The 24,792-nt window shown below is 63.1% G+C and carries 19 protein-coding genes; 6 read left to right on the top strand and 13 right to left on the bottom strand.

The genetic code is table 11. The features are described from left to right. Positions 1-9 precede the first annotated feature (9 nt). Together ACWF8S_RS12415 and ACWF8S_RS12410 are read left to right on the top strand one after the other, a co-directional pair. Positions 10-237, top strand: a complete 228-nt coding sequence (locus tag ACWF8S_RS12415) for a hypothetical protein (RefSeq protein ID WP_447553634.1) — start codon at positions 10-12, stop codon at positions 235-237. Further along, positions 230-1,729, top strand: a complete 1,500-nt coding sequence (locus ACWF8S_RS12410; RefSeq protein WP_447553633.1) for a sodium:solute symporter family protein — start codon at positions 230-232, stop codon at positions 1,727-1,729. Before ACWF8S_RS12415 ends, ACWF8S_RS12410 begins: the two co-directional genes overlap by 8 nt. Here ACWF8S_RS12410 and ACWF8S_RS12405 read toward each other — a convergent pair. The 5 genes from ACWF8S_RS12405 to tmpA are packed head-to-tail and all read right to left on the bottom strand — an operon-like array spanning position 1,726 to position 6,759. Continuing rightward, the gene (locus ACWF8S_RS12405; protein ID WP_447553632.1) at positions 1,726-2,454 is read right to left on the bottom strand and encodes a class II aldolase/adducin family protein; all 729 of its coding nucleotides are present in this window, start codon (positions 2,452-2,454) and stop codon (positions 1,726-1,728) included. The genes ACWF8S_RS12410 and ACWF8S_RS12405 overlap by 4 nt on opposite strands. Further along, on the bottom strand, positions 2,451-3,383 hold the full coding sequence (locus ACWF8S_RS12400) for a glycine betaine ABC transporter substrate-binding protein (RefSeq protein WP_447553631.1): 933 nt from the start codon (positions 3,381-3,383) through the stop codon (positions 2,451-2,453). The genes ACWF8S_RS12405 and ACWF8S_RS12400 overlap by 4 nt, the downstream gene beginning before the upstream one ends. Positions 3,384-3,416: 33 nt before the next feature. Next, positions 3,417-5,021, bottom strand: a complete 1,605-nt coding sequence (locus ACWF8S_RS12395; RefSeq protein ID WP_447553630.1) for a 5-guanidino-2-oxopentanoate decarboxylase — start codon at positions 5,019-5,021, stop codon at positions 3,417-3,419. Then, complete coding sequence (locus ACWF8S_RS12390) at positions 5,018-5,617, bottom strand: HD domain-containing protein (protein ID WP_447553629.1); 600 nt, start codon at positions 5,615-5,617, stop codon at positions 5,018-5,020. The genes ACWF8S_RS12395 and ACWF8S_RS12390 overlap by 4 nt, the downstream gene beginning before the upstream one ends. Then, on the bottom strand, positions 5,614-6,759 hold the full coding sequence (gene tmpA / locus ACWF8S_RS12385; RefSeq protein ID WP_447553628.1) for a 2-trimethylaminoethylphosphonate dioxygenase: 1,146 nt from the start codon (positions 6,757-6,759) through the stop codon (positions 5,614-5,616). Before tmpA ends, ACWF8S_RS12390 begins: the two co-directional genes overlap by 4 nt. A gap of 101 nt (positions 6,760-6,860) precedes the next feature. On the opposite strand from tmpA, the gene ACWF8S_RS12380 reads away from it, so the two are divergent. Beyond that, on the top strand, positions 6,861-7,901 hold the full coding sequence (locus ACWF8S_RS12380) for a GlxA family transcriptional regulator (protein WP_447553627.1): 1,041 nt from the start codon (positions 6,861-6,863) through the stop codon (positions 7,899-7,901). Here the strand turns inward: ACWF8S_RS12380 and ACWF8S_RS12375 are convergent. Next, positions 7,898-9,136, bottom strand: a complete 1,239-nt coding sequence (locus tag ACWF8S_RS12375; RefSeq protein WP_447553626.1) for a TauD/TfdA family dioxygenase — start codon at positions 9,134-9,136, stop codon at positions 7,898-7,900. The genes ACWF8S_RS12380 and ACWF8S_RS12375 overlap by 4 nt on opposite strands. Positions 9,137-9,247: 111 nt before the next feature. Continuing rightward, positions 9,248-10,240: a GlxA family transcriptional regulator gene (locus ACWF8S_RS12370; RefSeq protein WP_447553625.1), complete on the bottom strand. Its 993-nt coding sequence runs from the start codon at positions 10,238-10,240 to the stop codon at positions 9,248-9,250. Positions 10,241-10,504: 264 nt separating this feature from the next. Between ACWF8S_RS12370 and ACWF8S_RS12365 the strand changes: the two genes are divergently transcribed. Then, a complete protein-coding gene (locus tag ACWF8S_RS12365) occupies positions 10,505-11,806 on the top strand; it encodes a DUF2252 family protein (RefSeq protein ID WP_447553624.1) in 1,302 nt (433 codons plus the stop codon). Positions 11,807-11,898: 92 nt separating this feature from the next. On the opposite strand, the gene ACWF8S_RS12360 is transcribed toward ACWF8S_RS12365, so the two are convergent. Then, the gene (locus ACWF8S_RS12360) at positions 11,899-12,960 is read right to left on the bottom strand and encodes an SPFH domain-containing protein (protein WP_447553623.1); all 1,062 of its coding nucleotides are present in this window, start codon (positions 12,958-12,960) and stop codon (positions 11,899-11,901) included. 2 nt (positions 12,961-12,962) lie between these two features. Next, positions 12,963-13,454 carry a nodulation efficiency, NfeD-like protein gene (locus ACWF8S_RS12355; RefSeq protein WP_447553622.1) on the bottom strand — a complete coding sequence of 164 codons (492 nt, stop codon included), beginning with the start codon at positions 13,452-13,454 and terminating at the stop codon, positions 12,963-12,965. Between the two features lie 223 nt (positions 13,455-13,677). Here ACWF8S_RS12355 and ACWF8S_RS12350 point away from each other — a divergent pair, with 223 nt between their 5' ends. Next, positions 13,678-14,391, top strand: a complete 714-nt coding sequence (locus ACWF8S_RS12350) for a trimeric intracellular cation channel family protein (protein WP_447553621.1) — start codon at positions 13,678-13,680, stop codon at positions 14,389-14,391. An 8-nt stretch (positions 14,392-14,399) separates the two neighbouring features. Here the strand turns inward: ACWF8S_RS12350 and ACWF8S_RS12345 are convergent, their stop codons facing one another. Then, positions 14,400-17,255 carry a hypothetical protein gene (locus ACWF8S_RS12345; protein WP_447553620.1) on the bottom strand — a complete coding sequence of 952 codons (2,856 nt, stop codon included), beginning with the start codon at positions 17,253-17,255 and terminating at the stop codon, positions 14,400-14,402. A 174-nt stretch (positions 17,256-17,429) separates the two neighbouring features. Between ACWF8S_RS12345 and ACWF8S_RS12340 the strand changes: the two genes are divergently transcribed. Beyond that, entirely contained in the window at positions 17,430-18,137 is a 708-nt protein-coding gene (locus ACWF8S_RS12340; protein WP_447553619.1) for a DUF3581 family protein, read from the top strand. A gap of 48 nt (positions 18,138-18,185) precedes the next feature. On the opposite strand, the gene ACWF8S_RS12335 is transcribed toward ACWF8S_RS12340, so the two are convergent. The 3 genes from ACWF8S_RS12335 to ACWF8S_RS12325 all read right to left on the bottom strand — a co-directional run bounded on the left by ACWF8S_RS12335 (position 18,186) and on the right by ACWF8S_RS12325 (position 24,714). Beyond that, positions 18,186-19,070, bottom strand: a complete 885-nt coding sequence (locus ACWF8S_RS12335; protein ID WP_447553618.1) for a transglutaminase family protein — start codon at positions 19,068-19,070, stop codon at positions 18,186-18,188. Next, entirely contained in the window at positions 19,067-21,439 is a 2,373-nt protein-coding gene (locus ACWF8S_RS12330) for a circularly permuted type 2 ATP-grasp protein (RefSeq protein ID WP_447553617.1), read from the bottom strand. The genes ACWF8S_RS12335 and ACWF8S_RS12330 overlap by 4 nt, the downstream gene beginning before the upstream one ends. A 92-nt stretch (positions 21,440-21,531) precedes the next feature. Next, positions 21,532-24,714 carry a transglutaminase family protein gene (locus tag ACWF8S_RS12325; protein WP_447553616.1) on the bottom strand — a complete coding sequence of 1,061 codons (3,183 nt, stop codon included), beginning with the start codon at positions 24,712-24,714 and terminating at the stop codon, positions 21,532-21,534. Positions 24,715-24,792: the final 78 nt, after the last annotated feature.

Genomic DNA, 24,792 nt, shown 5'->3' with positions numbered 1-24,792 from the left:
GGAACCACTATGCGACGTTCATTCGTCTTGCCCACTTCTCGCGCCGGGTGGGGGCTTTTGATCGCCTTCATCGTGCTGATACTGGCCGGCACCTGGCCGGTGATCGGCCTGATCAACCGGGCCGTACTGGTGCTGGGGCTGCCGCTTTTGATCGTGTGGAGTTACGCGGTCATTTTCGCCTGCGTGGGCGTGATGCTTGTGGGCAACCGGATCGTCGAGAGGGATGGCCATGAATAGTTTTTGGCCGCTGGTCATTACGCTTGGGTACGTTGCCATCGCCATGACGATCGGCTTGAAGGCGCGCGCCGGGCACCGTATGGATACCCTCGAGCAGTGGGGCGTGGCCGGGCGTAGCATGGGCCCTGTCACGCTTTATCTGCTGATCGCGGCGGGCAGCGTGAGCGCCTACACCTTCATGGGGGCGCCGGGCTGGGCTTATTCAAAGGGCGTGGCGGTGTTCTACGTGGCGATTTATCTCGCGTATCTGGCGCTGGTGGCCTGGTACTTCGGCCCCAAGGTGTGGCAGTTCGGTGAGCAGTTTGGCCACGTGACCCAGGCAAGCGCCATTGCGGATCGCTACCAGAGCCCGGCGCTGGGCGCGTTGGCCGCGCTGGTCATGGCGGTGGGGTCTGTCGCCTACGCGGTGCTGCAAACCGTGGGCTCGGCCTACATTTTGTTCGTGATGAGCGGCGGGGCCATACCGGTCTGGCTCGGCGTGATCATCGTGCTTGCCTGCATCGCGGTGTATCTCTACGTCAGCGGCCAGCGTGCCATCGGCCGCACCAGCGCCTTTCAGGGCGCGCTCATGCTGGTGGTGGCTTGGGCGGTCGGGCTATGGGCGGTACACAGTGCGACTGGTGGTTTGAATTTTGCCGATGTGTTCGAGCGTATTCAGACGGATCACGGCGCGTTTCTCACGCTGCCCGGCGCCGGTGGCGATATGAGCTTCAGCTTCTGGACCACCTCGATCATCGTTTCGATGTTCTCGTTCATGCCGCCGGTTTGGACCCAGTGGATGTGCGCGTCATCGGCGCGCACGATTCGGCGAAGCGCCACCTGGCTGCCTACTTACTATGTGGTGATCCTGCCCATGGTGGTGGTCGGCTTCATCGGTATCTACTCGCTGCCGGATTTGGCCCGGGCCGACACCGTGGTGCTGGAGTACGCCATGGCGAACCTGCCGGTGGTGCTGGTCGGGCTTCTGGGTGCCGGCACGCTGGCCGCCTCGATGTCCTCGAGCGAGCCTTTCATCCACTCGGTGGCGCTCTCGACCACCAAGGATGTGCTGCAGCCGCTTTTCAAACTCTCGGACGCCTTCACGGCGAAACTTGCCCGCTGGCTGGTGCTGCCGGTGATGGCGCTGGTGATCGCGCCGCTGGCGATTGCCGAGCCGGGCAGCCTGGTAATGATTTTGCTCGTGGGCCTGGGCTTTGCGTCCCAAGTGCTGCCGGCGTTCATCGGCATGTTCTTCTGGCCGCGGGCCTCGAAGCTCGGCGTCATGGCGGGGATTCTGGCGGGGTTCGTCATCACGGTGGCGTTCACGACGCTTTGGTCGCATCCGCTGGGGATTCACGCCGGTTTCTGGGGCTTGATGCTCAATCTACCGGTGTTCGTGGCGGTGTCATTGGCCACGCCAGCCGTGGAGGCGAGCGTGGTCGAGCGGTTTTTCCGCATCGCCGCCCCCCGGGGCTTTGCCCGGCGGTTGAGCGCCGGGCAAGGCGGGCGTTAACGCCCGCTCTGTTCCAGCCGGCGCCGCTGGGCCTGCCAGGCGCGGCCGGTGCCGGCCGGGCCGGCGGCCCACGCTTCGAACTGCTGGGCGACGTGCTCGCCCATCTCTTGGGAGGCGTGAATCAAGGTTCGCCCGGTGCCCTGGGCGGCCAGCTGTGCTCGGCAGCTGCGCTCCAGGTCACGCATGCGCAGAAACGCCTCGCCCACGCTTTGCCCGCAGGTCAGCAGGCCGTGCTGGCGCAGAATCATCGCCGAGTTGCCGTCCAGGTCAGAAGCCAGGCGCTCGCGCTCGGAAAGATCCAGCGCGATGCCCTCGAAGTCGTGATAGCTCAGTCGGTTATAGAACTGCAGCGCCCATTGGTTGAGCGGAAGTAACCCCTCCTCGAGACACGATAGCGCCACGCCGGCCACGGTGTGGGTATGCAGCACGCAGTGCACCTCCGGGCGGGCGTCGTGCAGGGCGCTGTGGATGGTGAAGCCCGCCGGGTTGATGCCCAGCCCCGTCGGGTCGTCGAGTACCTCGCCATCACCGTTGACGATCACCAGGTTGTCGGCACGTATCTCGTCGAAACGCAGCCCGTAGGCATTGAGCAGAAAGCGCTCACCGGGCAGGCGCGCCGAGATGTGCGTATCGATATTATCGTCCATGCCCTCCAGCGCAATCAGTTGATACGCCGCGGCCAGGTCGTCGCGAATCTCTTGCTCGGTCAGGGTATCGTGGCTCATGGGCGCTCCTCGAAAGCGGTTTGGGCGTCTTCTCCATCAAAAGTGGTCACGCCGTCCAGAAAGGTGGCGACGCGCTCGGGGTGGTTCGCCAGCCATTCGCTCGCCACCTCTTCCAGGTCGCGCTCTTCCAGGCTGTAGGAACTGATGTATTCGCTTTGCTCCTCGGCGGTGAAGGCGAACTGATCGAGCAGGCGGCCCATGTTGGGGTTTGCGTCAAAGTACGCCTTGGCGACGATGGTCTTCACATCGTTGCCGCCGTTGCGATCGCCGAAGACGCCTTGCGGGTCATCGAGAATCTGCACGTCGTATTCCGGCACCATCCAGTGCGGCGTCCAGCCGTAGAAGAGTATCCAGCGCTGCTCATTGTTGGCGCTGGCGACTTCGCTGAGCATGCCCGGCGTGGAAGAGGAGAGTACGGACCAGTCGGCGAGGCCGTAGATGTCGTTATCCATGGCGTTTTCGAACATCTCGGTGACCGTGGAGCCGCTTTCGATACTGTAGATACGCCGCTCGAAGCGTTCGGCGATCTCCGGGTCGGCCAGCTGTTCGGCGCTGGTGATGCCTTCGTCGGCGATGTAGCCCGGCACCGCGAAGCCCATGCGCGCGCCTTCCACATTGTTGCCCAGATCCACGATGGTGCCGGTGGCCATGGTGGCATCAAAGCTCTCCTGCTGAGCGGGCAGCCAGCCGCCCAGAAAGGCGTCGCTATCGCCGCGTCGCAAGGTGTTGTAGCCCACCGTCGAGCTGAGCTCCTGGGTCTTGGTGGTGTAGCCCAGCGGCTCGATCAGCTGCGAAAGGATCTCGGTCTTGACGGTCACGCCGGGCCAGGGCGGCACCACCAGGCGAAGCTCGCGGCTTTCGTCCTGGGCCTGGGCGGTCAGCGGCAGGGCGGTGAGAAGGGCAAGCGAGGTCAGTAGCGTTCTACGCATGGCAACATCCTTTTAGTCGTTTAACGAAAGTGATCACTGAACGCTTGAACACCAGGCATTGGCGTCGATTTCAATGATCAGCGGCGAGGTGGCATCATTCAGGCACCCCAGGGCATCCTTTAGCGCCGGGGGGCTGGCCACCGCCTGGTAGCGGCAGCGGTAAGCGCGGGCGATGTCGGCAAACTCCGGCGGGGCCAGATCGACGCCGGTGGGCGAAACATCCTGCTCGGCCATGGAGCGGCGAATTTCCTCATAGCCCTGGTTGTTCCAGATGACCACCGCCACTGCAATGTCGAGATCGCGAGCGGTGGCCAGCTCGCCGATGACGAACTGCAGCCCGCCATCGCCCACCAAGGCCACCACGGGATTATCGGGGCAGCCAAGTGCCGCCCCCAGGGCGGCGGGTAACCCGTAGCCCAGGGTGCCAAAGCCGGTGGCGGCGTTGAACCAGCGCCGTGGGGCGGGCAGGGAGGCCAGATAGTTACCAGCATAAACCGGCGCGGTGGAGTCGCCTACGATAATTGCCTCCGGCAGCGCCTTGAAAAGCGTGGTAAAAAGCGGTGCGAACGGGGCAAGCGCCGGGTCCTGGTCGAGGGCGAGCTGGCCGCGCAGCTTGGCGATGCGCGCGCCGTCATTCTGGTAGCGTTTGAGCGAGGCGGGCAGGCCTCTAAACAGCGCCGTCAGCGCCTCGCCGGCTTCGGCCAATAGCGCCAGATCCGCTTCCTGATTGCGCCCGAGCTGTTGCGGGTCGATATCCACACGAATCAGCCGCCCGCCCAGTTGGAAGCCGCCGTCGAAGGTCAGATCAAAATCGGTTTCGCCAAGCTCGGTACCCACGGCCAGAATCACGTCCGCCTCGGCGGCAAGGCTGCGCACCGCGGGCAAGGTGGCGGTGGCGCCCAGATCCAGCGGATGATGGCGGCCCAGTACCCCCTTGGCGTTGATGGTGGTCAGTGTCGGGGCGCCGAGCCGCTCGACCAGTTGCCGGGCGGGCGAGGCGGCATCCGCGCAGCCGCCGCCGAGCAGCACCAGCGGGCGTTCGGCGTTTGCAAGCCACTCGGCGGCGCGGGCAATGGCGGCCGGAGAAGGCGCGGGCGGAAATATCGCGGCCGGGCGTATCGGCGCGTCGTTGACCGGTGCATCGAACAAATCGAGCGGAATCTCGATGTGCACCGGCCCCGGGCGGGCACTCTTGAACACGCAAAAGGCCCGGGCGAACAGCTCCGGGAGGGCGGCGGGGTCGTGAAGGGTATGGCTGAATACGCTCACCCCGGCCAGCGTCTGCTGTTGGCTGGGCAGCTCGTGCAGCTGCCCCTGGCCGCGGCCTAGGGTGCCGCGTTTATTGACGCTCGAGATCACCAGCATGGGAACCGAGTCGGCCAGCGCCTGGCCCATGGCCGTCGCCATGTTGGTCATGCCCGGGCCGGTAATGATGAAGCAGGCCGCCGGGTGGCCAGTAGCGCGAGCGTAGCCGTCGGCCATGAAACCCGCGCCCTGCTCGTGGCGCGGAGTGACGTGGCGAAGGCGGGAGCCGGGCAGGGCGCGATACAGCGCGATGGTATGCACGCCGGGAATGCCGAAGACCGTATCGATACCGTAGGCCTCCAGCAAGGCAATGAGTTTCTCGGCGCAGGTCATGAGCGGGGCGTTTCCTCTACCAGATCGGGCAGGCCGCCAAACGGCGGGCGCGAGAGTACCCGTTCGACCATGGGAATGAAGGTGGAAAGCGGCTCACTGTCGTAGTGAGGGTCGAAGCTTTTCTGGTCCCACTCGTCACAGAAGTGCACCGTGCGCGCGTAGGCCGGGTGGTCGCTAAATTCGTCGCGCGCGTGAGGGTCCTGGCCGTAGAAGCGGCGGTAGTGGTAGCCCTGAAACAGCTCGTGGTGGCGAATCATCCAGGTGTTGAGCGGGTCGACGAAGGGCTCGAGGATCCCGGCGGCGATCTCGGCGTGGTTGGCCGGCGCCAGGTCGTCGCCGATGTCGTGGAGCAGCGCACACACCACCATCTCCTCGTCGGCACCGTCGCGCAGCGCCCGGGTGGCGGTCTGAAGCGAATGCTCGAACCGATCCACCGGGTAGCCGTGGGTGTCGCCCTTGAGCTTGTCGAGATGCTCGAGTACGCGGCGGCTGGCATCGGCCTGGTAGTGACGAAAATGGTGATCGATGATCTTCCAGTCGTTGAAGCTGCTGTTCACGAAATGGGTGAACCGGGCCTGCTTGAGAGACTCGCTCATGGGGTCGCTCCTTGTGTTCGGGTCGCATCAAGACGCTTTTTGAGCACCTCGCGGCGGCTGGCGGTGCTGTCACGGTCCACATAGCCCTGGCGCATATGGCGCACGCCGCCTTCCAGCTGGAAGGCCTGGCGGCCGTGCAGCAGCCGGTAGTTGTCCATGATCAGCATTTGCCCCGGGTTTAGCTTGAGGTGCACGGTCAGCACCTCGGAGGTGATGAGCTCAAAAAAGCGCTGGCGGGCGGCGTAGTACTCATTCAAGAGAGCCGGTGCCAAGGCCTCGATGCGCTCGGTGCGGTTGGAAAAACGCACCCGCTTGAGTCGGCCGTGGCTGTCGAGCTCGATCAGCGGCCCTTCGCTTTCCAGGTGCGTGTCGCCGTCGACGTACTCAAAGCGCGGGGCCAGGCGCGTGAGACACTCGAAGGCCGCCGGGTCTTCCTCCTTGAGCCGTTGGGCGGCCATGAAGCCATCCACCAGGGTGCTGTCGCCGCCGTCGGCGGCGTTGCTCAGGCAGTGAAGCCAGATATAGCCCGGGATGGGGTCGCGGTAGGGGTTGTCGGTGTGGGGCTCCAACCCGCGCTGGGTCATGGTCAGGTCATACGCGTTGGCCACGGACTTCACATCGGCAATACCGCCCCAATTGGTGCGGCGAAGCGGGCCGATGCGATCGATGAGCGCCTGCATGCCGTCTTCCGTCGTCGGCACGTTGGAGACCAGCACGAACCCCACGCGATAAAGCGCTTCGAGCATCTTGCCAAGCGCGGCGTCATCCTTGAGTGCCTCGTCGAACGCGGCCTGGGGCACTTGCTGGAGCGTGCTATCCCAAAGCGTCAACGTTTCGCTGGCCAGGCCCGGCTTGGCGCCTTGCGCAGTGGGGGCAAGGGCTGCGACGGGGAAGGTCGTCTGGTGCTGGTCGCTGAAGGTCAGCTGAATATCATCGGCCTCGATGCGCGCGGCTTCCACGCGTAGATCCAGAGGCAGCTTTGCGGCTTCGATCAAACGTTGGCCGGTGGTCGGGTCGAGGGTGTCGGCATCCGGGGCGCGCTCGCGCAGCCACACCGGCAGGTAGTCGTGATAGTCGTCGCCCTGAGTGATACGAAGGCGCCGACCCTGATCGAAGAGCGCGGCAGTAATGGTCTGAGACATAAGTAAAAATCTCTTTGAAGACGGTTTGGTTGTTTTTAACCTTATCGCTAATATAGACTTTAGACTTGATTAAATTCGCCTTTGAGTGAACTTTTTTAGCCATGGTGAAAGATGCTTTCGAGGGCTGGCCCTACCCCCGGCCGGATTCGCCGCCGCTGCTCGACTTCGACGAGGCCGAGCAGACGCTCAATGTATGGCTGGTGCCCAAGTTCTCGATGTTGACCCTTTTTTGCCTGCTCGAGCCGCTGCGGGTCGCCAACCGGTTCGGCCGCCCCTTGTTTGCCTGGCGCCTGCTCTCCGCCGATGGCCAGGCCGTGGTGGCCAGCAACGGCGTGCGCATCGATGTCGACGGCGCGCTGGAAGAGGTCGACGAGCGCGCCCACCTGATCGTCGTTTCCTCCTACGAGCCGGAGGCGACCATCACCACCCAGGACCGGGCGGTGCTGCGCCGGGTGGCCGCGCACGGCGGCTGGTTGGGCGGGCTGGATACGGCAGCGTTCATCCTGGCCCGGGCGGGTGTCATGGAGGGGTATCGGGTGGCGCTTCATTGGGAGAGCGTGCCGGCCTTTCAGCGCGAGTTTCCGGGCCTTGAGATCAGCGAGGCGCTTTATGAGTTCGGCGCCGGTCGCTTGACGGGTTCCGGCGGGGCGGCCAGCATCGACATGATGTTGACCTGGATCGAGCGCTCCTATGGACCGGCCCTGGCCGATGCCATCGGCCGGCAAATCGTTCACCAGCGCGGCGTTGAATCCGTCGACCGTGACGTCCCCGCAAAGGGTATAAGCGAGAAGCGAGGTTGGCCGCTTTCAAAGCTACCGCGAACGGTGGTGCAGGCACTCGCCGTCATGGAGGCGAATCTTTCCCAGGCGCTGACCATCCCGGATATCTGCCGCATGGTGGGCCAGTCCCAGCGTCAGCTGACGCGGCTGTTCCTCGCTCACTTCAACGAAACCCCCAAGCAGTGCTACCTGGGGATGCGCCTCGACCGCGCCCAGCGACTGCTGGCGGTCAGCCGTTGCCGGGTGACCGAGGCGGCGTTGGCGGCGGGCTTCACCCAGCCTTCGCACTTCACCCGCGCCTACCGAAAGCGCTTCGACGAGGCGCCCAGCACTACCGCCGAGCGTGGTAGCACGCTGGATTAGGCATGTTCCGCGGTGTCTTGTGATACGCGCTGTTCTCGCTTGAAGCGCTGAATCATGCGATAGCGTGAGCGTACTTCGTCGCGCTCGAGATAGCAGCCTTGCAGCCAGCGGTGGCCGCTGTCGCCAGCAAAGGCGTCGCGGGCGTGGAGCAGGCGGCGGTTATCGAAAATCACCAGATCGCCGGGGTGGTAGGTAAAGCGCAGCGCGAACGCCGGGTCGCGCAAGTAGCGCTGCAGCACCATGAGGGCTTCATAAGCGGGCTCGACCTGATGGAAATCGACCTGTAGCGGGCCGCGCAGAAAATCCGCGATGCGCACCTCGACAAAGGCGCCGTGCTCGTCGCACTCGATCACAGGGGTGTGCCATACGTAGTCGCTGCTCCGGGAGGTGTTGGCGAAGCACCAGCGCACGGTGGTGAGTGTCTCGAAGGTTTCGGGGTGCTCCTCGCGCAGGGTCTGGGCGATGGCGAAGCCGTCCATCATTACTGCCTGACCCTCCTCGACGCTGTTTTCCAGGCAGTGGAGCAGCTGCAGGCCGGGCTGATACTCGCGGGTGGGCAGATCGACATGAGGCGGAAGCGCAATCGAGGTGTAGGCGTTGGAGTCCGGGTTGGGTTTGGCTTTGACATCGAACAGGTCGCCGAAGTTGGTCGGGCGGACCGGGCCGATGCGCCGAGCGATGCTCGAGAGCGAGCCGGGCTCGGTGGGCAGATTGCGCAGGCGCACCAGCCCCTTGCTCATCAGGCTTTCGAGTAGCGGCTCCATCAGCGCGTTGTCGTCGGCGCTACCTGGCGCGTGTTCGAGCCAGCCGCCCCCGTCCAGGGTATCCGGGGTGGCGTGTTCGCCGCCACGCCATAACGCCACCGGCACAAGCGGGGCGTCCTGGGTATGGCCGTTGGAGTAGTCGTGGGCGCGCAGCCAGCCCGGGTGAAAGCGCAGGGTGCGCTGCTCGGTGGCGAAGCACACGCGTACGCCGCCGCCGGGTTCGAGCTCGGCGCTGTCCAGGGTCGGCCAACCCTCTAGGCGCGATAGATCCAGGATGCGCTCGCGGGTAGCCGGGTTGACCGTCGAGTCGTCGGTGGCGTTTTCGCGCAGCCAGACGCTATGGTAGCGGCTGACACGGCCATCCTGCCATGTGAGGCGAAGCTCCTTGGGCTGGCACTCGACGGCGGCGATCGCCACCTCGACGGGCCAGGCGTCGTAATCCGGCGTTGGGGGAAGGGTATCGGTTGCCATGCGCTCGCTCCTTGGCAGTGGGGGTGAACAAGGGCCACAGTGCCAGCGCCGGCGCATCGTCATTATGCGCAATGCGTCACACCCTTGACCTGGCGCGCCACACTTGAACGCTCAGGGCGTCAAGGGGGCCACCTGGGGGCGGGTTTCACGGCGCACTGCGCGCGGCGAGCAGTGAAAGTGCTGGCGAAACGTACGAGAGAAGCTCGACGCCGAGGTGAAACCGCAGGCCAGGGCGATATCGATGACGTTGCGCCGGGTTTCGCGCAGCAGCTGATGGGCGCGTGCCAGGCGCAGGGTCAAGTAGAACTGGCGCGGGCTTTGGCTCAGCTCGCGCTCGAAAAGCCGCTGCAGCTGGCGCCAGGAAATAGAGGCTTGCGCGGCGATCTGGGCCACGCTCAGCGGGTGCTCAAGATTCGCCTCCATCAGCGCCACCGCTTTCAAAAGCGCCGGGTTACCGGAGCCCAGCCGCTGGGGAAGCGCGAAACGCTGGCGTTTTTCCGGGGCTCTGATCTGGGCGTGAATCAGCTGCTCGGAGACCTGCTGGGCGAGCACCTCACCATGACGCCGGGCGATCAGATCCAGCGACATGTCCATCGGCGCGGTGCCGCCAGCGCAGGAAAACCCTTCTGAATGAACTTCGAACAGCGACTCCACGGCCTCGAGATGCGGGTAGGTTTCGCGAAAGACCGGCAGGCTCTCCCAGTGCATGGTCACGGGGTGATCATCGAGCAGGCCGGCGTTGGCCAGCACCACCGCGCCGGTATCCATGCTGCCGATTATACAGCCGCGCTGCGACTGGCGATGGAGCCACTGAGTGATTCTCCGCGAGATCGCCTTTTCCGGCTCGAAGCTGGCACAGACGGTCAGGCTCGATATATCCGGGTCGCGCGACAGAGCGTCGTCGGCCATCAAGGTCATGCCGTTGCTGGCAGTCACGGGCTCGCCGGAGTCGCTGAACACCCGCCACTGGAAAAGCTCGCGCTGGCCGATGCGATTGGCGATGCGCAGCGGCTCCACCGCGGAGAAAAAGCCCATCATCGAAAAGCGCGGTAGAAGCAGAAAGCCGATGCGCTCGGGAAATGGCCCCGGATAGTTGAGTCGCATGCTCCAAGGTCCTTGGCGTTGATCGCAGAAGATAACTGTAAAAGACCTTGAGCCGCGCCTTCGACAGAGCGTCAGCATAGAGTTCCTCGGGGAGTATCGCCAGGTCACGGCGAAGGCTCAGGGCGATGACACGGCCTGGTGAAGGGCTGTCTTAATCCTTTAATGAAACGCGGCTATGCTGCTGAACAGGCATTCTCGACAATGTCCACCCGCTCGATCCATCAATGCAGTTCATCAAATCGGTCCATCGACAAAGGCAGTGCAATGAGCCACCGGCTAGCCGGGCGCAATCGCCCTCAACAGGTCATCGGAGCGCTTTACAGCGCCAATGAGGCGCTCTCCAGTGCCCACCGCCAGACCAAATTCGCCCGGATGGCGGTATCGCCGTACCGCTTTTTTGGCGCTTGCGACAATCTCTACTGGCAGGACGCATGGTTTGATTGGCGCTTCGCGCTGTTTGGCGGCTGGCCTGATACCCAGACCTGGCTGCATGGTGACGCCCAGGTCGCTCACTTCGCCGCCGTTGGCTACCCGCATCAGCCCATTCGTTATGGCCTGATCGGGGTGGATCGCGCCCTGATTGGCGACTACCAGTTCGATCTCTGGCGTCTGTCCACCAGTCTGGTGCTGGACGCGCGCGAGAACGCCGGGCTTTCAGTCAAGGCGGTCGACAAGGCGCTCTGGGCGCTGGCCTCGGGGTATCTTGAAACGTTGAAGGTGCATCGAGACGGCCAGACGCTGAAGGTCGGGACGCTTAACGGCGCCAAAGGGCCGCTCAAGGCGTTTCTGGGCAAGGTGGCGGACAAGCAGCACCCCCAGCGGTCGCTGGACAAATGGACCGAGCTTACCGAGAGCAAAGGGCGACAGTTCGCCTCACGACCGGGCCAGCTTGCCAACCTGCCGGCGGATGTGGCCAGTCGCCTCAAGCGCATCATCGAAAACGAGTACCAGCAGACCCTGCCAGTGAGCGCCAAAGAGGGTGACGCGGGCCATTTCCGGGTACAGGATACCGCCCGTCGGCTGAATGCCTCAGGAGTCGAGCACTACTACGTACTGCTGGAAGGTGGCGGCGAGCGCCAGCACGACGATGTGATTGTCGAGGTAAAAGAGCAGCGAGTGCCTGAAGCGTTTCATCATCTCGGCAAGGCCGACCAGCAAGGCTGGCGCAAGCTTTTTCCCAACGAAGGTTTGCGCCATGCGGCCGCCTTTCACGCCCTGAGCGCCCATGCCGACGCCTATCTTGGTTGGCTGACCCTGAATGATCGAGTGTTCTCGGTGCGTCAGATGCCGGGGTTTAAAAAGCGCCTGCCCAGCCACAAGCTCAAGGGCAAGGCATATGGCAAGCTGGCGCGTCAGTGGGGCGAAATTCTCGCGGCCCAGCATATGATAGGCGCCGAGGCGCTAAATCGAGGTGAAAGCGGGTTTGCCGCTGCGGTATGTGGGCGCATCGAGGGACGAGAGGACGCGTTCGTCGACAGTATTTGCACCTTTGCGCGTAGCTACGCTGATTGCGTCGAGCAGGATTACCGCCTCTTCAACGAGCATTTCATGGCCCAGGGCGCCTGAAGAACGCCGCGTGAACGGCAAAAATAAAAAGCCGAACCCCGGGGCTCGGCTTCTGGTAACACCTGGTTTGTGAAGCGTTCTAAAAGTGTGGCTTACTGGCCGACCGCGCCCCCGACGACGCCGCTTCGAAAGGCGCCTTGGCGCTCGTTTTTGGTAAAGTCGCTGTTTTTCAGGTGGCTCGCCACGGTGTCTTCAGGGGAGCCTGCCAGTTCGCGGAACATGCCCATCGAACCCAACAGTGCAGAGGACTCGTAAGGCACAAACACGCGCTCGCCCTTCTGGGCCATGTTGGGCAGCACCTTGATGTAGCTTTGGCCCAGCAGATAACCGACCACGGTACGCTTATCCTCTTCGCTCTCGCCGATGGCGTTGAGTACCAGCTTGATCGACTCCTGCTCGCCCTGGGCGCGCAGGATGGCCGATTCCTTGTCGCCCTGGGCATTGAGAATGGACGATTCGCGCTGGCCCTGGGCCATGGCGATGGCGGCGGACTTTTCGCCTTCGGCTTCGGTGACGGTGGCGCGGCGCTTACGCTCGGCGGCCATCTGCAGGCGCATGGCGGTTTCCACCTCTTCGGGCATGGCGATATCCTGCACCTCCACGCGGGAAATCTTCACGCCCCACTTTGAGGCGGGCTCTTCCATCGCGGCTTGAATCTCGTTGTTCACTTCCGCGCGGGATTCGAACAGCTTGTCGAGTTCCATCTTGCCGACGACCGAACGCAGCGTGGTCTTGGCCAGTACTTCCACCGCCTGGCTCATGTTCACGACCTCGTACACCGCCCGCTTGGGGTCGATGATCTGGTAGTAGAGCGCGCCGTTGATGCGCACGGTGACGTTATCGGTGGTGACGACTGGCTGGCCTGGAAAGTCCATCACCGTCTCACGCCGGTCGATGCGGATCTCGTCGGTGGTAATCGCCTGGTACTCTTCGCCCATCTTGCGATACCGCAGCATGGTGATGGCGCGGGGCTGCTCGATGAAGGGGATGATGATATTGATGCCGCTTTCGAGAATGCGGTTGAACGAGCCGAGACGCTCGACCACCATCACCTCGGACTGGCGAACGATCACCAGGCCTTTAGCGATGATGACGATGCCGATCACCACGACGATCAGGCTGATTAACAGGCCAGGGCTAATAGGTAAATCCATGGTCAGGGTTCCTTGTACGCAGAAGTATCAGTAGGTGCGGGCTCTTCGAGAGCGTGACGTGTCACAAGTGCCGTCGTGCCTTCAAAGCGTTTGAAGGTGACCGGGGTGCCTTCGGCAAGCTCGGTTTCTCCGCTTTCCAGCACGCGTAGTCGGTAAAAGTCACCGTTGACCTTGATGCCGGTGGCGCTATCGTAATCCCGCTTCAAGGTGGTGTAGTGGTTGCCTTTTTCCACGCCGGTGCCGGTTGTGCCGTAAGCGACACCGCGCGGCGAGAAGCGAGGACGTATCACCATCACCCCGATGGGGACCAGCACGCCAGCAAAGATACCCATGCTGACAAGCTGCCAGGGCAGGGGAAGGCCCAGAGTGGTCACCAGCGCCGTCAACGCGGCGGCAACGCCTAGCGCCAGCAGCAGCATGGCGCCGGAGGTCAGTTCGGCAAGGCTTAACAGCAAGGCCAGTACCAGCCAGCTATAGGCAGGGTTCCAGTCCATGGGCGTTCATCCTTATCAATAGTGCCGGTTGTCGGACATGCTCGGATTAAACAAAGGCCTATAAAAAGGTCTATAGGCAAGAGGCTGTTGTGCTTACTTGATATTCCAGAGTAGTGCTAGCTTACCGCATGAATAGCCGACGCGCTTGTGCCTCTTTAAGTGACCTTAGTTGAGTGGCAGGGTTCGCAAGGCCATCGGTGTGAAACAGAAAAGGAGGATTGAAGTGTCGGGAGTGGTGTACTGGCTCGATATGGCTGGCGTTATCGTCTTTGCGCTGTCCGGGGTGATACTGGCCTGCCGCTCGCGGATGGACCCGTTTGGCATGCTGGTGCTGGCGGCGGTCACCGGAATCGGTGGCGGCACGCTGCGGGATCTGGTACTGGGCATTCGTCCGGTTTTCTGGGTAAGCGATCCGACCTATTTATGGGTCATTCTCGCCACCGTGGGCGTGTCGCTTTTAGGGTTTCACTATATTCATCGGCTTTCGCGGCGGTTTTTACCCGTGGCGGATGCCTGTGGGCTTGCGCTTTTCGTGGTCATCGGCACTCACAAGGCGCTTTTTCTGGAGGCCTCGGGCGTGGTGATGGGCATGATGACCGGTGTGGCCGGGGGCATGATGCGCGACCTTCTTGCCCAGCGTGTACCCATGGTGCTGCGCGAGGAGATCTACGCGACTGCCGCCATGGCGGGTGGCATCGTCTACGTGGGGCTTTACAGCCTGGGCGCTCCGCTCTATGTCACCATCGCCGCCGCGCTGGTAAAGACTCTCGCTCTTCGCCTGGCCGCTATCCATTGGCATCTGGCGCTGCCGGTATTTGCCTGGGTCAGCGTGGCACCCAAGGCAGACGATGAGAACGCCACGCCGCTCACTACTCCAAGAAAGGCTAAAGAGCGGGTCAGAATGATTCGCCGGACACGCCCTGAGCGTAAGCGGTGACGCGCCGGTCAGGGGCGCGGGTAGCGGTTGGCCTGGCGCCAGCGGTCGAACCAGCGCCTGGGGCGTAGAAGGCGCAGGTCAGGTTCGCTTTCGATCAGCTCGACGCCCAGGCCCAGCGCACCCAGGCGTGCGTAAAGCGCACCGCTTACGCTTTGCTGGTCGAGCGTGATATCCGAAAGCACAAGCAAGGGGCCGCCGGTCAGGTTAAGCCCGCGCAGATGGATACGCTCGCCGTTCATTTCAAGGTCGGCCTCACCTTCGATATGGCGCACGTCCAGTAGCCGTCCCAGCCAGGCGTGTTCCCGGGCGCGCTCCAGAAAGAGCCTCGCCAGAAGGCCGGTATCGCGCATGGAAAGACGCAGCGTGCTTTGCAGGCTGATGGGCTCGCGCCAGGTAAGCGCGGCGTCGGTCATGGAAAGACGCACCCACCAACCCGCGTCCTGGGCGCCCTGCTCGCTGAGTCGAAAGACGTTTTCGAGCTGCACGAAGGAATCATCGGCCCGAAAGCGGCGGGTCTCCAGGTCACCCTCGTCAAGGGCCATGTGGAGCACGATATCGCCACGCAGACGCTGTTCAAGCAGGGCAAGCTCGGCACCGAACGCCCGTAAGGTGACCGCGCCCCGGGCCTGCCAGCCCGCCAGGCGCCACTCGCTTTCAAGGCTTGCCTGCCCACCCAGCAGCGCCAGACCATCGGTGTCCGGCAGGTAGTCGTTGTAGCGGGTGATATCAGGTACTTCCACGATGGGTAGTGCAATCCGGGTAGTGAAGTAGTCTGGCGCGGGTGATTGGCGCGCCTCTTGAAAGCGCCCGGTCTCGGTAGTCAGCGTTAAATGGCGCCCCAGCAGGGCGGGACGGTCATCCTGCTGGCGTTGCAAGGAAAACTGGGGAATGCTCAATGAAAGCGAGGCGTCATCGGGGCTTGCTATCTCGGCGGTAAGTTCGCCCCGGCCGCTGGCCTCGTAATCCAGAAAACGCGCTTCAAGGGCGTTGGCATTCACGCGAAGCTGCGTCGGGGCAAGTAGTTCGCTGCCCGCAAAGGCGCCCTGGGCAAACAGCTCACCGCTGCCCGCAAGTGCCAGTCCATGGGCCTGGGGCAAGAAGGCATTTAGAAAGCCAAGGTGCTGAACGGCGCCTGCCAGATGGAACTGTCCGTGGGTGTCGCCGTGTCGGCGCTGAAAACGACCCTCCCTGAGTACCAGCGTGCTCTCCAGGCGCTCGCCCGGGGCACCGTCGCTGACGGCCTGCCAGCTCAGTCGTGAGCCGGAAAGATCAAAGGCGGTGCCGTCCAGCGAAGCGCTGGGAATGATCAGCCTGAGCTGGGCGTCGCTGGTCAGCGTGCGGGCGCGCTCCTGCCGGGGCCAGTGCGTTACCCAGCGTTCACCGACCAGGCTGAGCTCGCCGCTGAGTGCGTGCGAGGTGAGGGTGAGCGTTCCATGGCTTCGCGCCTGGCCGCTGACAAGCTCCACCGTCTGCGGGTTTGACAGCGCCGCGTTCAGGTAAGGGGAGAGGGCGGCGATGTTCGGTAGCCGGGCGTTTTGCCAGTCAAGGTGCGCGGTGGCGTTGTCCAGCGTCGTGGCCGCTGCCGGGCTTTCAGCGCGAAGCGTTATATCGGCATTGGCCAGCAGTGTTCGTCCCTGATGGGTCAGCGTCGCGTCACTCAGCGTCAGCTGCGCATCGAGCGGCCCGTCGGGGCTGTGTTCGGCAATGAGCACACCATCGCCCTGGACCCGGATATCCCGGTACGTCGTGGTGATGTCGGTGGCTTCGATGTGGATATCGCCCTGGTGGAGTTCGCCGTCCTGCGCCTTGGCGAAAACCCTCAACCGGCCCTGTCCGGTAAAGGCCAATGGATGATCCGCCCGCGTGCTGGCGTAGCGGTCAAGCATGTCCAGGCGTGTCACATCGCCTTGCAGGTCGAGCGCGGCGTCACTGGGGGGCTCGAGCAGGTCCAGACGCTGGTTGGGCATCGTGGCTGTCAGACTCAGCGAGGTATGGGTGGCGTAAGGCGAGGCATCGGCCAGCGTTACATCCTCAAGCGCTGCTGAAAAGCGAAGCTCGCCTTCCTCCACACCCAGGCGCACCTGGCCGTTCCCGGTGGCGCTGTGTTCGGCGGTGTCGCCTTCTACCGGGGTGTTCAGAAGGCGTTGTGTATCCACGCCAAAGCGAAGCGCCGGGGCGCTTAGTGTCAGCTCGCTTTGTTCGGTGAGAACGCCGCGTTCGAGCCCCAGGGAGGTTTCCAGGCTGCCGCTTCCTGTCAGGCTGAGCCAGGGCAGTGCCTTCAGGTAGGGCGTGAATACGTCCCAGGCGTCGGCCTGGGCAGAAGCGTCAAGACGGGCCGAGAGAGCCTCGAGCAGCGCAGGGGAGAGCGGGGCACGCGGGGCTTGGGCAGTAGAAATTGGCTCCAGCGAACTTTGTGCACTAAGTTGTATGTCGCGTGCGAGTATCGCGCCATCGCTCAGGCGTACGAGCCTGCCCTGGGTAAGGGCCAGGGTGAGCGCATCGGCGGACAGTGTTTCGCGGCCGAGCTCGGCGTCGGTCACGTTGAGCTCGCCTTGTGCTTCAAGGGCCACGTCGCCCACGCGAAAGTGGCGTATGCCTTCGGCGTTCAGCGCGTGAATGTGCAGCTTGCCTCGCAAGAGCGCCAGCAAGGAGAGTGACAACGTGGCGCGCTCGGCTTCGATGCTGACTGTCAGCGCGTCGTCTTCCCGGCGCAAGGTAAGGTTTTCCACCTCCCATTGACCCGGATGCTGGCTGGTTGCTCGTTGCCACCGCACCTCGACACCATCGATGTTGGAGAGCTGAGCGGCCATCCATTGGCTGTTGAGCACCAAGGTGCTGACAAACCACCAGGCTAACGAAAGCATGAGTGCGCTGATTAGGACTATAATCAATGTCAGCAGCCATGGTTTGTGCCGGGCAGTTCCGTTAGACGTACGGCTTTTGATAATGACTCCTTTTGGCGCATGTTTTGTGGCATTATGCGTGAGAAGGGGCTGTGATGGGTTTTCGATTTCAACGCTAGGCAGGCAGCAAACGCCATGTTCAAGGATTTTTACACACAGCGCGGAGAGTACGTGGTGATCTCCGCCGAGCAGGCCAGCCGTTTCGCCAAAGGCGTCGCCGGTGATTACAACCCAATCCATAACCCGGATGCACGTCGTTTCTGTGTGCCGGGGGATCTGCTTTTTACGCTGGTTCTAGTCAAGTTTGGTCTGTCGCGCCACATGGAGTTTCGCTTCACCAACATGGTGGCCGCAAATACGCCGCTTAAATTCTGTGAAGCCGAGGATGGCCAGCTTCACGTCTGCGACGACAGCGGCAAGTGTTATCTGCACGTGATGCGTCAAGGCGAGGTGACCTTCGAACCGGACGTGATCGAGGGCTTTGCCCGCTGCTACGTGGCGTTTTCAGGCAAGAATTTCCCGCACTACCTGAAGCCGTTGATGGAAGAGCACGGGGTGATGTTCAATCCCAAACGCCCGCTGGTCATCTATGACAGCATGGGCTTCTCCCTCACTCGTCTTGATGGCTTCACGCCCAATCTGGCGCTGACCGACTCGTCGCTTTGCGTTCAGGGCAAGCGTGCCGAGGCGCTGTTGGAGTTTGCCATCGAGTCGGCCAGAGAGTCCGTCGGGGTGGGCTCCAAAAAGCTCGTGGTCAGCGGGCTCTGCGATTACGATGACCATCAGATGGCGGCCATCGTCGATGAGTTCTACCGGCTGAAAGCGGCCTACGAAGCCGCCTGACGCCAGCGATACGCAACCATGTTCAGGCGGCCCCGGGCCGGCGGCGAGCTACGCCGTACTGGACGGCTGGCGGGTCAGTGCCACCACGTCCACCTCCACCTCCAGGCGGTGGCTGCCGCCACCGTTCATCACCCCTTTCAGTGGCGCCACATCAAAGTAATCCCGCCCCCAGGCAAGCACCGGATGTCGCTCGCCTGCCAGTGTCCCGTTGGTAGGGTCCAGCGTCAGCCAACCCCACTCGGGCACCCATAGGGCGAGCCAGGCGTGGGAGGCATCGGCGCCTACCAGCCGCGGCTGTCCCGGCGGCGGGCTTGTCTCCAGATAACCACTGACATAACGCGCTGAAAGCCCTATCGAGCGCAAGGCGCCAATCATCAGGTGAGCAAAGTCCTGGCAGACGCCGCGGCGGCTGGCCAGCACCTCGCTTAACGGCGTGGCAAGCGTGGTAAAGCTGGGGTCGTACTCGAAGTGTTCATGTACCTGCGCGTTCAGTGCCATGGCCGCCTCGATCAGCGGCCGGTTGGGCGTGAAACAGTGCCTGGCGAAGTCGGCCAGCTCGTCACTTCGCCGAATGAACGGCGAGTCCAGCCGATAAAGCTGGGCCTCGAAGCGCGGGTCGACCTCCAGGCGCGCAGCGACCTTCTCCCAACGGTCGGAGTGTGCGGGCGGTGTGGCCAGCGCCCGGGTGTTGAGCGGTGTAGTTACCGTCACATCGAGCGTCTGATGGATTTCTTCCACGGCAAAATAGAGCACCCGATTACCGAAAACATCGCGGCGCTCGGCCTGATGCTGGGGTGCGGGCGTGATCGAAAGCGTCGAGGCACCGCACTGCTGGTACGGTGTCTTGCGTGGCAGGACCCGTGCTTCGCTATGACAAAGCGTTACCGGTGCGCTGTAGTGATAACGCGTGGTGTGGCGAAGGGTATAGTTCATTCGTCGGGCTCCATGCTGACGAGCTGGCGCGGCCTTTCCACGTGGCTGAAGTGGCTGTGGCTAATCGCATCGGACAAGGCGCTCAGTGGCGTTATCAACTCATCGAGCAGGTGGATAAGCGCCTGTCGAGCCTCCGGGGTATCGTTGATATGGCTGAGCCGCTCGATGTCGGCCAGATGCAGCGCGGCATTGGCCTGAATCAAGAGCCTGCGCTCGGCGTTGCGGTAGGGCGTGTCGCTGCCCGGCAGATGTTCCACCTGCTGATGGAGCCGCTTGAGCATGAAGCCCACCGAGCGCGGATTGGTCTCATCGAACAGTAAAAGATCGATGATCGCTGCGGGGTGAAGCTCGCTTCGATAGCGCCGTCGGTAGGCAGTAAAGTTGTCTGTGGTGGCCAGTACCACTTCCCAGAGCGCCAGGCGACGCTCGGGCTGGGCGTTCAGGGTAAGTTTCAGGAGTTCCAGCAGCCCCAGGGCACGGTCCAGAAAGCGCCCGATATCCATGAAACGCCATCCGTAGTGGTGAGGCATAGTTTCGTTGCATAGCCCGAAAAAGGCTGCCAGCTGGGCGAATACCTGTTCACAGGCCCGGCGCGCACCGCTGGTGTCCAGCGTGGGGTAAAGCACATCGAGCTGCTGGCGAAGCTGGTGAATCACCCGCCAGGAATCGTCGCCCAGGTGGTCACGTACGCTTCGCGCGTTGTACAGAAGCTGCGAGAAAAGCGTCTGCAGCGCGCGGCTGTCGCGGCTGTCAAACTGCGTCAGCAGTGCCGTGCGCTTGGCAAGAAATCCGGTCAGGGCCGGGGCGTCGCCCAGGCCCTGACGCTTGTCACACAGGTTGAGCGCCAGCAGAAGCTCATCGAGCACCTGGTCGGCGATGTCATCCTGGTCATACTCCATCAGACGCAGCAGCGCCTCGCGCAGAAGTCGGGCGCGACTGTCCAGGCGCTCGCCGTAGCGACCCAGCCAGAAAAGGCTTTCCGCCACGCGACTGGGCAGATCCTCGCCATCGCGGGTGACCACGATGGGTCCACGGGCCTGCTTGAGCTGGCTGATATGGGGCTGCGCGCTGGTGGCGGTCACCCATACATCCTTGACCACCGAACTTTCAAGCGAGGACGCGCCCGGCGCGCCCAGCCAGCAAAGCCCGCCGGGCATCACCTGATAGCTGTCGGGGGAGGGCGTGCGGGTGACAAAGCAGCGCAGGTTGAACGTCGCCGGACGCAGCCCTTTGAGTTTCTCGTCAAACATCGGCTGAGTGGCCGAGGCGGTATCCGCGTAGGCGGCGGGGAGCAGCAGCGTTTCCCCCAGAAGGTGTTCGCAAAGCCTGGGGAGATAATCGGCCAGGGCCTCGCTTTCCAGCACCCCGACGCCGAGCGCGTTGGAGATTGCCACGCCCCGGGTGCGCACGGTTTGTAAAAGCCCGGGCACGCCAATGTCGGACTCGCCCTTGAGCTCCAGCGGATCGCAGTCGGCGTCCTGGCAGTGGCGCAGTACCACGTCTACCGGCTTCAGGCCGCCCAGCGTTCGAAGCCAGAGCAGACTGTCGCGCACCACAAGATCCTGCCCCTTGACCAGGGTGATGTTGAGGTAGTTGGCAAGATAGGCGTGTTCGAAGTAGCGCGGGCTGGAAGGCCCCGGGGTCAACAGCACGACGGTGGGGTTGTCCCGGTGCTGGTAGGCCAGCACGGTAAGCGTGCGGTGATGAGTATCCAGAAAGCTTGCCAGGCGCTTGAGCGGCGCGTTGCGATACATCTGCGGCAGCGCTCGCGCCATCAGGATGCGGTTTTCAAGTGCGAAGCCGGTGCCTGAGGGCGCCTGAAGACGATCGCCCATGGCTCGCCAGCGTCCTTCGCTGTCTTGTATGACATCTACACCGTGATAGTTGATGGGCGCGCGATCGCTTGGCTGGGCACCGTGGCAGGGAAGCAGGAAATCCGGCGAGGCCAGCAGTGCCTGAGCGGGCAGCAGATTGGCATCAAACAGGCTGCGCGCGCCGTAGATATCGCGGTAGATGGCATTGAATAACCGGGTGCGCTGGATAAGCCCTGCTTCCAGCGCATGCCACTGGGACGACTCGATTACCCAGGGCAGCGGGTCGATCCGCCACGCCCGCCGCTGGTTCTCGTCGTGCATGTTGAATATGACGCCGTTTTCCGCCAGCAGGCCCTGAATGTCCTCTTGCTGCTGATAGCGGCCCTGCTCGCCCAGAGCATCGAGGCTATCGAGAAGGGCGCGCCAGCCCGGGCGCAGCCGGCCCTGACGGTCCACCATGGTATCGAATCGAGCGGGCACTCCGTTGCCTAGCTGTTCAAGATAGCCCTCGAGTAACCCGGCGGGGCCTGGCGAGAGCGTAACAGAGGCCTTCATACTGATGTTCCTGAGCGGTTGGAGGTAACAGAACGGTTAGAGATAACAAAATAATAAAAGGGGCGCGGGTGGCGCCCGTCCATAATAACGTATCAGCCGGCGCGCCAGCGTAAATCCAGTGTCAGGGGATACTCGTGGCTCGGGATCTCTGCGCTGGGCATCTGGTAGCCGTGCTGGTGCCCGCTGGCGTTGAACCGGCCCAGCCGTCGCGCTTCGGCTTCAAAGGCGTTGACCGGTAGCGTCTCGAAGCTGCGCCCGGTGGGGTGCACCACGTAATAGGTGCAGCCTGCCACCGAGCGCTGGTTCCACGTGTCGATCACGTCAAACACCAGCGGCGCATGAACGGGGGTTGGTGAATGCGGGGCCGAGGGTGGCTGCCAGGCCCGGTAACGTACCCCGGCCACCGCTTCGCCGCTGCGCCCGGTGGGTGTAAGCGGCACCTGGCGTCCATTGCAGGTAATGATGTAGCGCTCGCCGCTCATGCCACTGACCTTGACCTCCAGGCGCTCCATGGAGGAATCGATATGGCGCGTGGTGCCGGTGGCGGCCTCCCCGCCCAGTACGCGCCAGGGTTCGATCGCCTGGCGAAGCTCGATATCCAGCATCGGCGTGTGCAGGCGCCCGTGAACGGGAAAGCGAAATTCGCGAAAGGGGGCAAACCACGCCAGGTCGAAATCAAGGCCGTGATGGCGAAGATCATCGAGTACGTCGTTCAGGTCTTCCCACAGGTAGTGGGGCAGCATCCAGCGATCCTGCAGGGCGCTCCCCCAGCGTACCGGCTTCGCGCGGTAGGGCGTTTTCCAGAGCCGCGCCACCAGGGCGCGAATGAGCAGCATCTGCATGAGCCCCATACGTGCATGCGGCGGCATCTCGAAGCCGCGAAGCCCCAGAAGCCCCCTGCGCCTGCTGCCGCTATCCGCCGAGTAGAGGTTGTCGATGCAGAACTCGGCCCGGCGAGTGTTGCCGCTCAGATCGGTCAGAAGGTGACGCAGTAGCTGGTCAAGTAGCCAGGGCCTTGCTACCTCGTCGCCCATGGGTATCTGCTGAAGGGCGATTTCAAGCTCATGAAGCGCCTCGTGGCGGGTTTCGTCCACTCGGGGCGCCGGGCTGGTGGGGCCGATGAACAGCCCCGCAAACAGGTAGGACAGGGCGGGGTGGTGCTGCCAGTAGGTTACCAGGCTCGCCATCAGCTCCGGTCGGCGCAGAAAGGGGGAATCCTCCGGCGTCATGCCGCCCAGCGTGATGTGGTGGCCTCCGCCGGTCCCGGTATGGCGTCCATCGAGCATGAATTTTTCAGCGCCCAGCCGCGATTGACGCGCCTCTTCAAAAAGCCGCTCGGTTTGCGCCACCAGGGTTTGCCAGCTGGCGGCGGGCATGGTGTTCACTTCTATCACGCCGGGGCCTGGGGCGATCATGAAACTTTCAAGTCGGGGGTCTTGCGGCGGCGGGTAGCCTTCGATCACCACTGGGCAGCCAAGCTCTCTGGCACTCTCTTCGATAATGCTGAGCAGATCCAGGTAATGTTCGAGATGAGTCAGCGGCGGCAAGAAGATATGCAGACGGCCCTCCCTGGCTTCAACGCACAGGCTTGTATGCACCTCGCTGTGGCTACGGTCTTCCTCGGTGCTGGGCTGCGGCTGGGGCGTCTGATCAAAGGCGGGCCCGGGGAGTGCAAAGAGCGGCAGGCGAAGACCCATGGGCGAATCGCCGGGCACCAGATAGAGGTGGTCGCGCTTGAGCGGCCAGCGTTCGGTCTCCCAGCGGTGGCTTTGCGTCATGGAGTGGCGAAGCGGCAGAGCATAGCCGACCACCGCCCCCAGATCGCGTTCAAGCAGCCGAGCCAGGCGGTGCCGCTCGGCATCATCTTTCAGATCTGCCTGGCGAGGGTCGACGTTGACCGGCAGGGACTGCTCTTTCCAGAGGTGGTAATAGGCGTCTTCAAAGGCTGGAATCCAGTAGCGCGAGGCAAGCCCCAGTCGCTCTGAAAGCACATGAGTAAAGCTTTTGACCAGCATGTCGTTGGCATGCACCCTGGGGGCGTCTTCCATGCAGGCAAGCCACTTGGGTTCGCGCCAAAGCGCCACGCCATCCTTTCGCCAGTAGCAGGCCAGCGCCCAGCCGGAATGCCATTTGCCTTGCTGCTGATGCACCACGCCGCCGCTGCCAAAGGCATCCTGTAAACGGGTCACTAGCGCCTTGGCGCGGTCACGCTTGTGCTCGCCAAGGGCCTCGGTCGTCCACTCGGGACTCTCCATGTCATCGATGGAGACAAAGGTGGGCTTGTCGCCCATGGTCAGGCGCACATCCTGCTGTACAAGTTCGCGGTCCACCTGATCGCCGAGCGCCATGATTCGGGCCCACTGTTCGTCGCTGTAGGGGCGGGTGACACGCGGGTCTTCCGAGATGCGCTCGACGCGCATCTCGATATCGAAACTGACCTCGCACTTTTCGCATGAGCCGGTAATCGCCGCTGCGCTGCCCGTGGTGGGCGTGGCCGCCAGTGGAATATGGCCTTCTCCCGCGAAAAGCCCCGAGGTGGGATCGAGCCCCACCCAGCCGGCGCCGGGGAGAAACACCTCGGTCCAGGCGTGCAGGTCGGTGAAGTCGACCTCGGTGCCGCTGGGGCCATCGAGGGCCTTGGTATCTGGAGCGAGCTGGATCAGATAGCCGGACACAAAGCGTGCCGCAAGTCCCAGATGGCGGAAAATCTGTACCAGTAGCCAGGCACTGTCGCGACACGACCCGCTGCAAAGCGTCAGCGTCTCTTCGCATCCTTGCACGCCGGGCTCCATGCGTACCAGGTAGCTTATATCCTGCTGCAGGCGCTGATTGATCGCGACCAGAAAATCCACGCTGGTGATCGGCGTCTTGTCCACCTTTGCCAGCCACTCGGCCATTTTCGGGCCCGCTTTCTCCACTTCAAGGTAGGGGCTGAGTTCGCGCTTGAGTTCGTCTGGGTAGACAAAGGGAATCTTCTGGGCGACATCGTCCAGGAAGAAGTCGAACGGGTTGACCACCATCATGGGAACGATGAGCTCGACGGCGATGGTCAGCTCGCGCCGGGGCTCGGGAAAGACCAGGCGCGCGTTGAAATTGCCAAACGGGTCCTGCTGCCAGTTCAGAAAGTGATCATCGCCGGAGATGTTCAGCGAATAGGCCTCGACCTGGGTGCGACAGTGCGGCGCCGGACGCAGGCGAACCACGTGCGGGGACAGGCGCACCGGCCGGTCGAAGCGGTAGGTGGTACGGTGATACAAGGCAACGCGAATGGTCATGGGCCACCCTGGAGTTCAGCGGATATCGGTCAAAAGGCGTGAGTCGCACCGGCCTGGCATTGGAGCATATTGCGGGAT

This window comes from Vreelandella xerophytica (assembly GCF_968048975.1).
The sequence above is the reverse complement of the archived record's forward strand: the minus strand, read 5'-3'. Positions and strand labels throughout refer to the sequence as shown.